Source organism: Actinoplanes sp. NPDC049316 (assembly GCF_040677315.1).
Lineage (GTDB): Bacteria > Actinomycetota > Actinomycetes > Mycobacteriales > Micromonosporaceae > Actinoplanes.
The window spans coordinates 179,240-192,567 of record NZ_JBFAQM010000011.1; the positions used below are offsets into that span (position 1 = coordinate 179,240).

Annotated in this window: 13 protein-coding genes; 9 read left to right on the top strand and 4 right to left on the bottom strand. The window is 70.2% G+C overall.

Annotated features, from left to right (window positions below):
* Window positions 1–99 precede the first annotated feature (99 nt).
* Window positions 100–249, bottom strand: a complete 150-nt coding sequence (locus tag AB0K03_RS19335) for a hypothetical protein (RefSeq protein WP_364686600.1) — start codon at window positions 247–249, stop codon at window positions 100–102.
* A 79-nt stretch (window positions 250–328) separates the two neighbouring features.
* A complete protein-coding gene (locus AB0K03_RS19340; RefSeq protein WP_364686603.1) occupies window positions 329–1,216 on the bottom strand; it encodes a hypothetical protein in 888 nt (295 codons plus the stop codon).
* A gap of 377 nt (window positions 1,217–1,593) precedes the next feature.
* On the opposite strand from AB0K03_RS19340, the gene AB0K03_RS19345 reads away from it, so the two are divergent.
* The 7 genes from AB0K03_RS19345 (at window position 1,594) to AB0K03_RS19375 (ending at window position 11,403) form a co-directional block, all read left to right on the top strand.
* Window positions 1,594–3,288 carry a major capsid protein gene (locus AB0K03_RS19345; RefSeq protein ID WP_364686606.1) on the top strand — a complete coding sequence of 565 codons (1,695 nt, stop codon included), beginning with the start codon at window positions 1,594–1,596 and terminating at the stop codon, window positions 3,286–3,288.
* 37 nt (window positions 3,289–3,325) lie between these two features.
* Complete coding sequence (locus tag AB0K03_RS19350) at window positions 3,326–4,150, top strand: hypothetical protein (RefSeq protein WP_364686609.1); 825 nt, start codon at window positions 3,326–3,328, stop codon at window positions 4,148–4,150.
* Between the two features lie 520 nt (window positions 4,151–4,670).
* Window positions 4,671–5,456, top strand: a complete 786-nt coding sequence (locus AB0K03_RS19355; RefSeq protein WP_364686612.1) for a hypothetical protein — start codon at window positions 4,671–4,673, stop codon at window positions 5,454–5,456.
* Between the two features lie 108 nt (window positions 5,457–5,564).
* A complete protein-coding gene (locus AB0K03_RS19360) occupies window positions 5,565–6,680 on the top strand; it encodes a site-specific integrase (protein ID WP_364686615.1) in 1,116 nt (371 codons plus the stop codon).
* Window positions 6,677–7,003, top strand: a complete 327-nt coding sequence (locus AB0K03_RS19365) for a helix-turn-helix transcriptional regulator (RefSeq protein ID WP_364686618.1) — start codon at window positions 6,677–6,679, stop codon at window positions 7,001–7,003. Before AB0K03_RS19360 ends, AB0K03_RS19365 begins: the two co-directional genes overlap by 4 nt.
* A gap of 1,166 nt (window positions 7,004–8,169) precedes the next feature.
* The gene (locus tag AB0K03_RS19370; protein ID WP_364686621.1) at window positions 8,170–9,390 is read left to right on the top strand and encodes a hypothetical protein; all 1,221 of its coding nucleotides are present in this window, start codon (window positions 8,170–8,172) and stop codon (window positions 9,388–9,390) included.
* A gap of 246 nt (window positions 9,391–9,636) precedes the next feature.
* A complete protein-coding gene (locus AB0K03_RS19375; RefSeq protein ID WP_364686624.1) occupies window positions 9,637–11,403 on the top strand; it encodes a S8 family serine peptidase in 1,767 nt (588 codons plus the stop codon).
* Window positions 11,404–11,463: 60 nt separating this feature from the next.
* Here AB0K03_RS19375 and AB0K03_RS19380 read toward each other — a convergent pair whose 3' ends face one another.
* Window positions 11,464–11,793 carry a hypothetical protein gene (locus AB0K03_RS19380; RefSeq protein WP_364686627.1) on the bottom strand — a complete coding sequence of 110 codons (330 nt, stop codon included), beginning with the start codon at window positions 11,791–11,793 and terminating at the stop codon, window positions 11,464–11,466.
* A 181-nt stretch (window positions 11,794–11,974) separates the two neighbouring features.
* On the opposite strand from AB0K03_RS19380, the gene AB0K03_RS19385 reads away from it, so the two are divergent.
* Entirely contained in the window at window positions 11,975–12,217 is a 243-nt protein-coding gene (locus AB0K03_RS19385) for a hypothetical protein (protein WP_364686630.1), read from the top strand.
* Window positions 12,218–12,477: 260 nt separating this feature from the next.
* A complete protein-coding gene (locus AB0K03_RS19390) occupies window positions 12,478–12,975 on the top strand; it encodes a hypothetical protein (RefSeq protein ID WP_364686632.1) in 498 nt (165 codons plus the stop codon).
* Window positions 12,976–13,003: 28 nt separating this feature from the next.
* On the opposite strand, the gene AB0K03_RS19395 is transcribed toward AB0K03_RS19390, so the two are convergent.
* Window positions 13,004–13,258: a hypothetical protein gene (locus AB0K03_RS19395; protein ID WP_364686635.1), complete on the bottom strand. Its 255-nt coding sequence runs from the start codon at window positions 13,256–13,258 to the stop codon at window positions 13,004–13,006.
* Between the last annotated feature and the right edge of the window lie 70 nt (window positions 13,259–13,328).

Sequence of the window (13,328 nt, forward strand, 5' to 3'; positions counted from 1 at the left end):
ACGAGATGATCGGGTACATGACCATCGCTGCCGCTCTGCGTGTCACGGACCGAGGCCGGCCGTCCAGTAGACGGCCGGCCTCGTCTGCTCGTACCCTCGTTACTGCATGACCTGCAACAACGGCGAGATCTGGGTGCCAGCCCATGACCTCAGCACGACGATCAGGACGGCGAACCCCGTCAGGATCGTCAGCAGGCGGAGGGTCTCGGCCCATCCCCCTGTGATTGCGGCCTGCACCGTGGACCACATGCTGTGGTCCTTTCGCGGTGCAGGCCCTTCTTCGTCGTCGGGCGAGTCGCGTCGTGGCACTGCTCCTGCTCCTTTCCTCTCATGCGGAGCCGACCTCCGCCTTGTTCTCTGCCGGCGGGTCCACGGCGGTACTTGCTGCCGCGTGTCGCCGCACGGCCTTCTTGGCCGTGAGTTGAAGTGCCGCCCGTGCCGCTTGGCTGTACGGCGCAGATAGCGCTCGGTGGACGACTGTCCGGTAGCCGGTCGGGGAACGCGCATCGCGTTTGTACTGGGGGTGCTCGAGGAGCAAAGGTGCCCCGTCCGGGGTCTTCTGCTCCCGGAGTTCTCGGTAGCCCCTCTCGGCTGTCCGCTCGGAGATGCCGTACCAGGCGGGCGCCCGCTCGACGGCCATGGCGAAGCTCTGTTCCTGGGTGGTCTCGGACAACATGATGAGGAACAGTGCTTTGCCCGGGAACGTGAGGTTGTCGACGAGTCCGGTCGTCCAGTATTCGTACGGGATCGTGAGGAAGCCCTTGCCGACCGTCGTCCGGTCGCTGCCAGGGTTGTCCCAGGTAGCGCCGCTGCCGTCCTCTCGTAGCGGCGCAACGATGATCTTTCGGCCGCTGTTCTGGCGGACTGCAAGCTTGTTTTTGACGAGCGTGTCGAAGGCCAATGACGCCGACTGCGTCGAGCACGGCTTCTTCGGGGAACCGAGCATCTTGGCCCAGGTCGCCAGCGGGAGCGGAGTTCCCGTGAGTACCGGCTCCAACGCGTGGAGCAGGAGGAATGCGTCGAATGCTCGCTCCTGTCGGCCCTTGACCATGGCGGCGAGAAGCGAGGCGCGGGAGCCGGTCGCGTCGTCGGCCTTCTGCACGAACGCCTTCCTAATCTTGGCGAACCCGCGTTTCGCGTCGGCCATCAACTCTCGCCGAAAGTCGAGGCCATCGGCCTCGGCCTCGTCGTGGATGTGCGCGAAGGGGTTCTCCATGGGGCAAGACACTAGATTCCTGGGCGGGCGCGAACAAGCTTGGTAAGTCGATCGAGACCGTGTTTCCGGGTGCCACTATGAGAAGCCGTGTGACGCCACATGCGAAGCCAGATGCGAAGACGCTGAGAAGCCGGAAACCCGGGAACCGCTAGTCGGCCGAAGTACGGCATCTCCGGGAGAGCGGGCGTCCGCGACAGCGGATTTCCACACGACCTCAGACGCTGACGCTCCAGTCTTCATGCCGGGGTCTTCAGGAGGCACCCACGGCCCGCCGCCGAAGGTAGACGAGGACAATCCCGTATCATCAGCGATAACCGCCGATGCTGGCTGCGGGCCGGTCGGGACTGTTGTCCCTACCGTGCCGAGGAGAGCCACCGGTGGAGTTCGAGATTCCCGAGACCCTCGACGGTCTCGACCTGGACGCGTTGACCGCCCTGGAGAACGATGCGGTCGCCGCGTTCGACGCGCTGCGCGACGATCCGGAGCTGACGGGCGACGGTCTCGCGCGGCTGCGCGAGCTGGCCGGCTTCGTGCGGCAGGTCCGAGCCCGTGAGGGCGAGATCATGGCCGCTGCGGCGCAGGTCGCCGCCGAGCTGGACGACCTCGCCGGGCAGGTCCACGGCGACGACGACAGCGACGACGATGCTGGCGACGATGACGAAGCCGACCCGGCCGACGGCGCCCGGCAATCGCAGGGCGAGCCGGCGCCGCCGGCTGCCGGCGAGATCCCGGTCGAGCCGGCCGAGCCGGAGCGGACGCCGGTTCTCGCCTCGTTGGCCCGGCGTGCGGCCGCCCGGCAGCCGAAGCCGCGCACGGCGGTGTCGGCGCGCTCGGCAAGGGTGAAGGCCGCGCCCGACGTGCCTAACGTGCCCAACGGACACCTCTTCTCCTCCGTCGAGGACCTGGCGTCGGCGGTGGATGAGCGGTTCGCGGCGATGCCCCGCGGCGCGACGGTACGGACCCGGATCAAGCAGGGCGTGGCACGGATCGAACTGCCCACGGAGCACGGCCTGGTCGCGTCGACCGGTGACGACTTCGACGTGGTCGAGGCGGCGGCGTCGCAGTCGCGGCTGTCCGGCGGGAACCTTGTCGCGGCCGGTGGCTGGGGTGCACCGTCAGAGACGCTGTGGGACTTGTGCCCCGGCCTGGAGACCTCGGAAGGGATCCTGGATCTGCCGACGGTGACGGTGACCCGGGGCGGTCTGCGGTACCCGACGGGCCTGGACTTCCGGGAGCTGTTCAGCGCAATCGGGTTCGTGCAGACCGAGGCGGACTCGATCGCCGGTAACGACAAGAGCTGCTACCGGGTGCCGACGCCCGGGTGGGACGAGACCCGCCTGGAGGTCGACGGGATCTGCCTGGAGCACGACATCGTGCAGAACGCGGTGTGGCCGGAGAACACCCGCGAGGTGGTACGGCGGGCGCTGGTCGCCCACGACCACAAGATCAACGCCCGGTTGATCGCGAAGATGGCCGCGGCGACCGCGTCCACGGCATTCACCTTGGCGCTGGGCTCCGACATCGACGGCGACCAGACGACCACCGGTGTGCTCGGCGCCGTCGCGATGGCGGCGACGGACTACCGCCACCGCTACCGGATGGGCCGGCGCGCGACGCTGGAGATGCCGGCGCCGTCGTGGCTGCTGGACTGGATCCGCGCGGACATGGCCCGCCGGGCGGGGCAGAACTTCTTCGACATCACCGACGAGCAGATCACCGCCTGGTTCACGCGCCGCAATGTGCTGCCGCGGTGGGTGTACGACTGGCAGGACGGCTACGTCAACCCGGCCGGTGCCGGGTTCGGCGGGGCGGCCACGCCGCAGCAGTGGCCGGGCTCGGTGGACCTGCTGCTGTACGCGCCGGGCACGTGGGTGAAGGGCACCCGCGGGATCATCGAGCTGGCGGCGGTGTACGACTCGACGAAGCTGCGCGACAACGAGTACATCGCGTTGTGGTCGGAGGAGGCGACGCTGCTGGTCAAGCGGTGCTACGCCTCGTACAAGCTGACGGTGCCGCTGTGCCCGTCCGGGGTGACCGGGCAGCCCATCGCGTTCGACTGCGTCGCCGCGTGAGCGCCGCGCGCATCGGGCGGGCAAGGGCGTGGTCGTCGTGGTGACGCAGCCGTGGGTGACGGTCACCGCGCCGGCCTCGGTGCCGTACCGGTACGGGCTGTTCTCCGCCGCAGCTGTACTCGACCCGGTCGACACCCGCGAGTTTGTGGCCGGCGTGCAGTGGGAGCAACTGTGCCTCGACGCGCCCGCCGCGGCGCTCGCGCCCGACGTGCCCGGGCCGCGGCCACCGATGGAGCTCGAAGCCGACGTGGAGATGGCGCATGCCGGACCACCGATCCGGCTCTACACCGGTCTCGTGTCGGCGCTGCCGGGCCGTGAGGACCTCATCGAGCAGGCACGGCAGAAGCTGACGTTAATCGAGCAGCAGTCGGTGGAGCACTACGCGTGGACCGGCGAGGCCGGCAACCGGCCGCGCCTGGCGGACCCGTCGACCGAGGTGTTGGGCGGCTCGGCGCAGCCGAGGGATGTGCTGACCGGGGTGGGATTGCTGGAGGCGTTCATCTCCGATCGCACCGGCTCGATCGGGGTGCTCTGGGCGCCGCGATTCACCGCGTCACAGCTGACCGGTGCACAGCTGACCCGGGTCGAGGGGCCGCGGACGGTGGCGCCGCTGGGCAACCCGATCGTATTCGCGCACACCAGCGGGGTCGGCCCCGACGGCCAGGTCCCGGCGAGCGGCGAAGCGTGGCTGTACGCCACGGGGCCGGTGATGGTGCGGCGCGGGCCGGTGTCGTTGCCGACGCTGCCGCAGGCCCTGTCGACGGTCAACAACGAGGTGTTCGCCGTCGCGCAGCGCCCCTACCTAGTCGGGTGGGGTTGCGCGCAGGCGGCGGTGAAGGTGCGGCTGCCGCAGGCGGCGTGAGCGGAAGGGGACGACATGACGGTGACCATCCACCCTACGGATGGCGATGACGCGCGCCGGCTGGCCCGACGGCTGCTGAAGGCGGCAGGCCCGGAGCGGCACCACGAGGTCCGCACGACGACCGGCGGCGCCGGCGACCTGGCATTCGATGTACCGGCCGACCTGGCGGATCGGGTGTTCGGGCTCGGAGAGGTTCCCGCTAGCGCTGAGACTCCCCGTAGAGGGCCTGCTGAACCGCCTACTCCGGAGGAGTCCGAGACCACAGCAGCGTCGAGCGTGGAGGCGACCGGTGACACCGGCGAAGAAGCGCCCCCGCCTGCCTCCGGCGTGGGCCGGGGTTCCGGCAGGACGGGGAACCGTCGGCCACGCAGCCGCTGAATCAACAGCGCCGAACTCACATCAGCGAGACAACGCTTCTACCAGGGGCTAAGCTCCCTGTCTTAGAACATATGTGCGACTCGGTTTTACGCGTCTTCCCCCGCGGTGTCGCTTCTGCGTGCCTGTTGGAGGAGGAGAGTCGATGCGCGCCGGGCCCTCGAACTCGCCGTCAGCCTGGGACGGCCCGCGGCGCGTGGCCGGACGCGAGGACGTCCAACGGATCCTGGCGGAGGTCACGAACGCCGGCCTGCACCGCGGGAACACCGCGTTGGCGCACCGGCTCGTGCAGACCGTCGACACCGCGGCCTTGGAGACGCCGGATGCCGCCCGGGTGCTGCCGGTCATGGCCGAGCTGGCCGCCGGGTTGCTTCCCTGGCCCGGTGGCATCCGCCGCGGCGCGACCGTGTCCGTGCGTGGCTCGACCTCGCTGGTGCTGGCTCTGCTGTCCGAGGCGATGCGTCAGGGTTCATGGGCGGCAGTGTGCGGTATGCCGAACCTCGGTCTGCTCGCCGCCGGGGAGGACTATCGCCTGGACCTGGCCCGGCTCGCCCTGGTCCCGGCGCCAGGACCGGACTGGCCGGCGGTGGTCTCCGCGCTGATTGACGGCCTCGACGCCGTCGTGGTTTCCGCGCCCGGGCCGGTCGCCGACAGTACGGCGCGGTCGCTGATGGCCCGGGCCCGGCAGAAGGACTGCGTGCTGCTGCCGGTCGGGGCACCCTGGCCCGGCAGCGACCTGGCGATCGAGGTCACCGCCCGGTCCTGGTCCGGCCTCGGTGTCGGACGAGGCCGCCTGAAACGGCAGCAGCTCACCGTGCAGGCGGCGGGGAAGGGGCGCGCGGCCCGGCCGCGGACCGCCGCGGTGACCCTGCCGCCCCACCAGGCGGAATTGCATTTGTTGCAACACTCGACCGAACGTCGGCATTCGTAGATGCGCTGCTCAGGGGCAGTATGGCTCACGTACGGGATGGCAGCCGATGAGCCGCGGTCTGGGGTCGGGGATTCGCTGCAACGATGTTGCGTCTGATACAACCGTCGGGTGCAGCGTGACGTCCCCGGCTCGGCGGGTCTGGTGCTCGCGGCGAACGTGGTGCATCTGGACCCGGCGCCCGCGGTGTTCGAGGCGATGTTGCGTGGTTGGGACACTCAGCAGCGGGCGCGCTTTCTGACTGAGTCAACGGTGCGTCCTCGGCTGCGGCTAATACGTAGGCTGGTGGAGTTCTCGAACCTGTACCCGTGGCAGTGGACACCGGCGGAGTTCGAGGCGTTCATCGTGCATCTGCGGTCGGGATCGCGGCCGTTGGCGCTGTCGACGGCGCGTGGGTACGGGCTGTCGATTCGGTTGTTCTGTGAGTACCTGACCGACGCCCGGTACGGCTGGCCGGCGCTGTGTGTGCAGCGTTTCGGTGAGGCGCCGCAGCAGGTGGTGCACGAGGACAACTCGGTGCTGCACGTCGAGGACTACGAGGGTGACCCGCGGCGGCGGCCGTTCACCTACGACGAGGTGCAGGCGCTGTTCGACGCGGCGGACGGGCTGGTAGAGACGATTCGTTCGCACGGCCGCAAGGGCAGCTTGACGGCGTTGCGGGACGCGGCATTGCTGAAGGTGACCTACGCCTATGGTCTGCGGCGGCAGGAGGTGGCCCGGCTGGACCTGGCGGACCTGCGCACGAACGCCAAGGCGCCGCGATTCGGGCGATGTGGAGTGCTGGCGGTGCGGCACGGCAAAGCCGCCCGGGGTGGACCGCCGCAGCGGCGCACCGTGCTGCTGGTGCCGGAGATGGACTGGGTGATGCCGGTGATCGAGCATTGGCTGCGCGAGATTCGTCCGACGCTGCGGCCGGGCCGGCACCCGGCGCTGTGGATTACCGAACGCCGCGGCCGGGTGTCGCTGCGCTCGGTCAACGCGGCGTTCACCGCGGCGCGGAATGCGGCGGGACTGGACTCTGCGCTTGATTTGCACTGCTTGCGGCACTCCTACGTGACGCATCTGATCGAGTTCGGCTATCCGGTGAAGTTCGTGCAGGACCAGGTCGGTCACAAACACGCCAGCACGACGTCGATCTACACCAGCGTGTCGGATGAGTACCGCAACCAGCTGTTGCAGCAGTCGCTGCAAGGGCGTCTCGGACGAATGTGGGGCGATCCGCTGTGATCAAGAAGATGGGCTACGACTGGCACCTGCGCCAGCTGATGGCCGCGAAGGGCTGGTACCAGACCAGCGACCTGGTGCCCCTGCTGGCCGAGCGCGGCATCACGCTGTCGCGCGAGCAGGTGTTCCGGCTGGTCACCCAACCGCCGCAGCGGTTGTCCATGGACACCCTCGTTGCGCTATGCGACATCCTCGCCTGCACGCCGAACGACCTGATCGAGCCGAAGGTGGTCAACACGACGGTGCGCAAAGAGGCTGTCGGCGGTGCCCGGCCGACCGCGCCGTCGGCGCAGCGCAGCACGATCCGGCGACCGACGTTCGAGTGAGCAGCCGCAATCCACGTCCGTCTTATGCCGGCAACCCGATCACGGCGGTTCAGCAGCGGCTGATCGACCATGTGGTCACCATTACCGGAGCGACATTGACTCGCGACGCCGCCCGGCAGGTGCTGCAGGCCGCTCGAAGCTGGACACCGAGATCGTTGCGGGAACTGGATCGCCACCTCAACGCCTTCCCGCACGCGTTGAGCGCTCCGGACCCGCACGCCCCGCGGTCGGTCGCCCGTCTCGCGCACGCGCTGATCGCCGCCGGATACGCAGCGGTGGTAACCGCACCGGCCTGCGTGGTCTGTGGCCAGGCCAAGCCCGATCTCGGCGACTTCAGCGAGCCGCACCCAGACGGCTCAGGGCGGTGCTGCTCGGCCTGCCGCACCCGGCTACGGGCAGTGCCGTGCGCCCGCTGCGGCGTGCTCGGTGCCCGCGTCGCGCGGCGCCCTGAAGGGATCATCTGCCGCCGCTGCTACAAGGATGAGCCCGACCGGCAGCAGCCGTGCGCCGGCTGCGGCCGCGTCACCGCACCGAACGGCCGCACCCCGGACGGCGAACCGCTTTGCCGAAGCTGCCTGCCCCAAACCATGCACTCCTGCAGCGTCTGCGGCCGCGAGGCGGCGACGAAAGCGATCACCGACCAGGGTCGCGTCTGTGCACGCTGTTACACACCCGCGCCGCGCACCTGCGGCCACTGCGGTGAGCTCCGCCCGATCTATCAGCGCGCCCGTGAAAATCTGCCGGATCTGTGCCATCGCTGCCTCGTGCGCCTGCAAGCCCCGTGCGTGGTCTGCGGCCGGACCCGCCGCGGCCGGTTCAGCCCGGACCGGCGGTTCCACTGCGACAGCTGCCACCCGCAACCGACACGGCGATGCAGCCGCTGCCAGCGCCGCCGATACACCCGCGCGTTCTGGCCCTGCGGGCCGGTTTGCACGGCCTGCCACGACCAAGTCCTCGCCAAGCCCGACGCCTGCCCAAAGTGCTCACAAGTCCGCGCCCTGACCGGGGTAGGGCCGAGCGGGGAGACCGAGTGCGGACCCTGCACCATCGCCCGCCACCGGCAGCAGCAACGCCTGCGAGAGCAGGCTCGCGCCCACGCCGCCGCCATCCAGCCGGCGTCTACGCCGGCCTCGGAGCATCGCGACTATGTCTGCGGTTCATGCGGCATGACCGGGTACGCCCAGACCGTCGGGCGCTGCACCCACTGCGCGCTCACCGATCGGGTCACCGAACTCCTCAGCGACGCCAACGGCACCATCTCCCCGCAACTGATGCCGTTCGCCGGGTTCCTGCTGGCCACCTCCACACCGCAATACCTCTGGTCCTGGCTGCACCGCAGCGCCGGCGCCCGCTTGATCGCACAACTCGCCACCAGCACGGCTCCCATCGACCACCACGCCCTCGACCAGTTGCCCCAGAGCCAGGAAGTGATCCATCTACGGCAACTGCTGATCGCCGCGGACGTCCTACCACGCCGCTTCGAGCCGCTCGCCCTGCTCGAACCCTGGCTGGACCGGCAACTAACCGCCCGGCCCCGCAGCCATGACCTGCTGATCCGCCCCTTCGCCCAATGGATCGTCCTGCGCCGCGCCCGAAACGCGCACCGGCACGGCCGATTCACCTACGGCTCCGCCGGCAACAGCCGAGGACGCCTGCGCCAAGCCCTGCACCTGCTCGACTGGCTCACCGCTCAGCAGCGCAGCATCGCCGAGCTCACCCAAGCAGACCTGGACCAGTGGCTCACCGAGGGATCCCACTACACCCGGCGCGATGTCGCGTCGTTCCTCGCCTGGACCGCCGCCCGGCGGCTCACCCCGAAGCTGACCGTCGCCCGACAACGCAGCGACATCCCCACCTGGTTCCTCGACGAGGACCAGCACCTGAACCTGCTGCGCCGCTGTCTCACCGACACCTCTCTACCGCTGACCGTCCGGGTCGCCGGCGCGTTGATCCTGCTCTACGGCGCGCGGGCCACCACCGTCGCCGCGCTCACCACCGAGCATCTGTCCACCGGCTCCCGCGGCGCCTACCTCAGCCTCGGCGACACCCCCGCCCTATTGCCGCCCACTCTCGCCGAGCTGATCAACGACCTAGCGGCACAACCTCACCGATTTGCCGCCGCCGTCCGCCAACCTCGCTACCTGCTCCCAGGACAGCCACCGACGCGCCCGATCAACCCCGCATCACTCTCGGCGCTGCTGGGTCGCTACGGCATCCCGGCCAGAGCCAGCCGCAACACCGCGCTGATCACACTCGCCGCCGACCTGCCCGCACCCGTCCTCGCCAGCCTGATCGGCGTCGCACCCGCCACCGCCGACGACTGGAGCCGCTGGGCCCAAGTCGACTGGGGCAGCTACCTCGCCGCCCGAGACGCCATCCCCGAGTAGGGCGTTCTGTGCAAGTTCCGGGCCGTGCTGTGTCGCGGAGGACTTGCCGATGCTGTCCGCCGGCGACGTGCACCACGCGTGCATGCACGCCGCAACGGACCCGGCGAGCCGCTCCGCTGCTTCAGCGGTCTGTGCAGATGGGCTCAAGAAGAACTCAATCTGATGAGGGTCTCTGCACCCCCGGCCGATGAACCGAGCGAGGCCCGCAGCACCGCGCTGCAGGGAGCCTGTGCCGGAAGGAACGACATGGTGAGGCAGTCAACGACAACGCGGCGCGCGGTGGCGGCGTTGGTCGGTCCTCTGGCCGCCGTGGGGCTGATCGGCGCCGGAACACCGGCTCACGCAGCTGGCGGGTCGGCCGCGCCGGTCTCGGTCATCGTGCGTACCGGATCGGCGCAGGACTCGGCCCGGGTCCAGGCGGCCGTCCGCGCCGCCGGGGGCACGGTCGACCGGCCCCTCGCCCTCATCTCCGGCTTCGCCGGCCACGTGCCACCGGCAGCGCTGACGGCCCTGCGGACCACGCCCGGCGTGACGGCGGTGACCACCGACCAGTCGGTGCGCCTCAAGGCGGACAAGTGGCTCGACGACGGCGGAAAGAACGCGCCGGTCGAGACGATCAAGAAATCGGCGGGCGGCAAGAAGAAGGACAAGAGCGTCGACACGGCGTCGCTGACCGGCGCCGGCGTCGGCGTGGCGCTCATCGACTCCGGCATCGCCCCGGTCCCGGGCCTGGACCAGCCGGGCAAGGTCATCAACGGGCCCGACCTGTCCTTCGAGTCGCAGGTCCCCGGCCTGACCAACATCGACACGTACGGGCACGGCACCCACATGGCCGGCATCATCGCCGGCAGCGACCCCGCCACCGCGGCGGGCACGCCCCGCTACGACGGACTGGCTCCCGGCGCCCACCTGATCAGCCTGAAGGTCGCCGCCGCCGACGGCGCCAGCGACGTCTCCCAGGTGATCGCGGGCATCGACTGGGTCGTCGCGCACCGCAACGACGCCGGGCTCAACATCCGGGTCCTGAACCTGTCCTTCGGCACCGACTCCACCCAGAGCGCGGCGCTGGACCCGCTCTCGTACGCCGTCGAGGCGGCGTGGCGCAAGGGCATCGTCGTGGTGGTCTCGGTCGGCAACGACGGGCCGACGGCGACCCGGGTGACGATGCCGGCAGCCAACCCGTACGTCATCGCGGTCGGCGCCGCCGACGCGGCCGGCACCGAAGCGCGCACCGACGACACCGTCGCCGGCTTCAGCACCCGCGGCAGCACCGCCCGGCACGCCGACCTGCTGGCCACCGGACGCTCGGTGGTGTCACTGCGCAATCCCGGCTCGTACATCGACACCCTGTACCCGGGCGCGCGGGTCGCCGACGCGGCCGGTCAGCAACGGTTCTTCCGCGGCAGCGGCACCTCCCAGGCCGCCGCCGTGGTCTCCGGATCGGTGGCGCTGCTGCTGCAGCAGCGCCCCACGCTCACCCCGGACCAGGTCAAGAAGCTGCTCATCAGCACCGCGGACCCGATCGCCGGCGCGGACGCGGTCGCGGCCGGCGCGGGACAGCTCGACATCGCCGAGGCCGCGACCCTGACACCGCCCAAGGACAAGGACGCCACCCAGAACTTCCCGGCCGCCACCGGCCTGGGCACCCTCGAGGGCGCCCGCGGCACCAGCCACGTCACCGACGACACCACCGGCATCGACCTGCGCGGCGAGAAGGACATCTTCGGCGCCACCTGGAACCCCAAGACCTGGACTGCCGCGGCCAAGGACGGCAAAGCCTGGACGGGCGGCTCCTGGAACGGCACCGTCTGGACCGGCACCGCCTTCACCGGCACCTCCTGGACTACCAAGACCTGGGCGCCAGCGGCGTGGACCGCGCAGAACTGGGCCGGGCGGTCGTGGACCGGCTCGGCGTGGACCGGACGGTCCTGGACCGCCGGCGCCTGGACCGGACGCTCCTGGACCAGCGGCACCTGGTGCGGCCGCTCCTGGACCAGCCGCAGCTGGGTCTGACACCCACCGCGGCGATACGGCACCACCCGCATCTGAGCAACGAGGCTGTCCAGGCGCGTGCTACTTCTCGAATTCGAAACTGTGCCGACCGGGATGCGCTTCCGGAAGCAGGCAGTCGTCGGCGGTGTCTTCGTCGCTACGGTCGCAGGGTTCCCGCAGCAGCAGCTCACGACGGCGCACGTCCCAGCGCAGCCACCACCAGCGGTCACCGCCGTGAGCGGCCGCGACGAAGGCGGCATGCGCGTCGTCGTGGCCGGCGGACAGCTCGCACGCGAGCCGACTGCTCGGCGGACACTCCAGCGCACGCAGCACCGACAGCTCGCGGCCGGTGAGCGTGGTCGCCGCGGCGCACGACGGCCACAGCCACGTCGCGCACCCGTCGGTCAACATCACCCTCACCTCGCAGGCACCATGGCTACGGCCAGGGTGACTCACTCTCAGGGCTTCCGCAGCTCAGCGCCCCGCTGGTTATGGTGAAGCTCAGTGCGCCCGTTTGGGCGTCACCGTGACGCGGATGCGAACGCAGTTCGGCCCGCCGTCGTTCAGGTATGAGCCGTGAGGGGGGAATCCCTTGAATCCGTCCGCGGCGCTGCCGATCACCGCCTTCCTCGTGGTCGTGACCGTTGATCTGTGGGTTTACCGCGACGCCCGAAATCGGCAACGGCGCGGGAACCCCGCCACCGTCGCGGTGGGCTCGCTGCGCGTCGAGACGCCCGAGGCATGGTTTCTTGGCTGTCTGCTGCTCGTGGTCGTTTTCGTCCCGCTGTACCTGACTGCCACGGGCCGCAACCCGTTCGCCCGCCGCTCCTCATAGGCTGGAAACAGCCTCACAACCGGGAGAGCCCTAAAGGGCTCAAAGGGACGGCTCAGCGGCAACGCGAACACCACCTTCGAATAGTGCGATACAGCGCGGTGGTCGCCGAACGAATCCGGTCGCGACTTCCCGGCCCTCGCGTTCGACGTCCTCCGTACGGGTGCCACACCCCCGGCCTGCGCACCAGCGACCCGTCACCGCTCTAGCGTCGCAACCAGCCGGGCGCACGGTGCGGGCCCGGCCGGTGAGGGGACGAGGGCATGAGGCCACAGGTGACGCGGCGGATCATCGCTACGGCGGCCACGCTGACGCTCGCGGCTCTCGCCGCGGCAACGCCGGTCACGCCGGTGCAGGCCGGCGGCAAGTACGGACCACGGCTGCTGGTGAAGATCGCTGTGCCGATGGTGAAGGCCGCTACGCCGGCCTGGGTCAAGACCTGGTGGACCACCCGATCGGACATCTGCGACGTGCGGGTCACCGTGACCGGTGGACCGGACATCGCCGCGGTGACGTATCCGAGCAACACCGGCACCTACACCTCGTTCTTCCGCAGTGCGGACCTGGCCCGCGGCCAGGTCGACTACACCGCGATGAAGCTCACCACCACCGCGGACGCGGCCGGGTGGATCACCCTGGACCTCGCGGTCGCCTACACCAAGCTGCCCGGCGCCAGGCAGCACGCGGCCTACAGCGCCTGCACCGGCAAACGCGCCGAGCGCACCACCCACGCGCAGCTGTACGTGCGGCCCCGCCGCTGACGCCGGACCCCGCCACCGGGACGCGGGACTACTGCGGTTCCGGTGGCCACAGCCGCAACCCGGCCCGCACCGGGCGCGCCCCGGCCGCTGTCGTCAGCGGTGCAAGGTCGCGCTGTACCTGCTCACCCAGGTCCGCCAAGTCGGCACCGATCGCCGCCAGCAGAACGGCGTCGACGCCCTGCGCCCCGAGGTCCGCCAACACTTCCGCGGTGATCGTCAGATGCTCATCCAGCAGCTCCGCCAGTTCCTCAACCACCATCGTGAACGACGCCGCACCGCCCATCCACCGACCGTAAACCGCACCGGGGGCGACGAGTGGGCGTTCTCAACGCCGCGGCGAGCGTCGCGGCCGG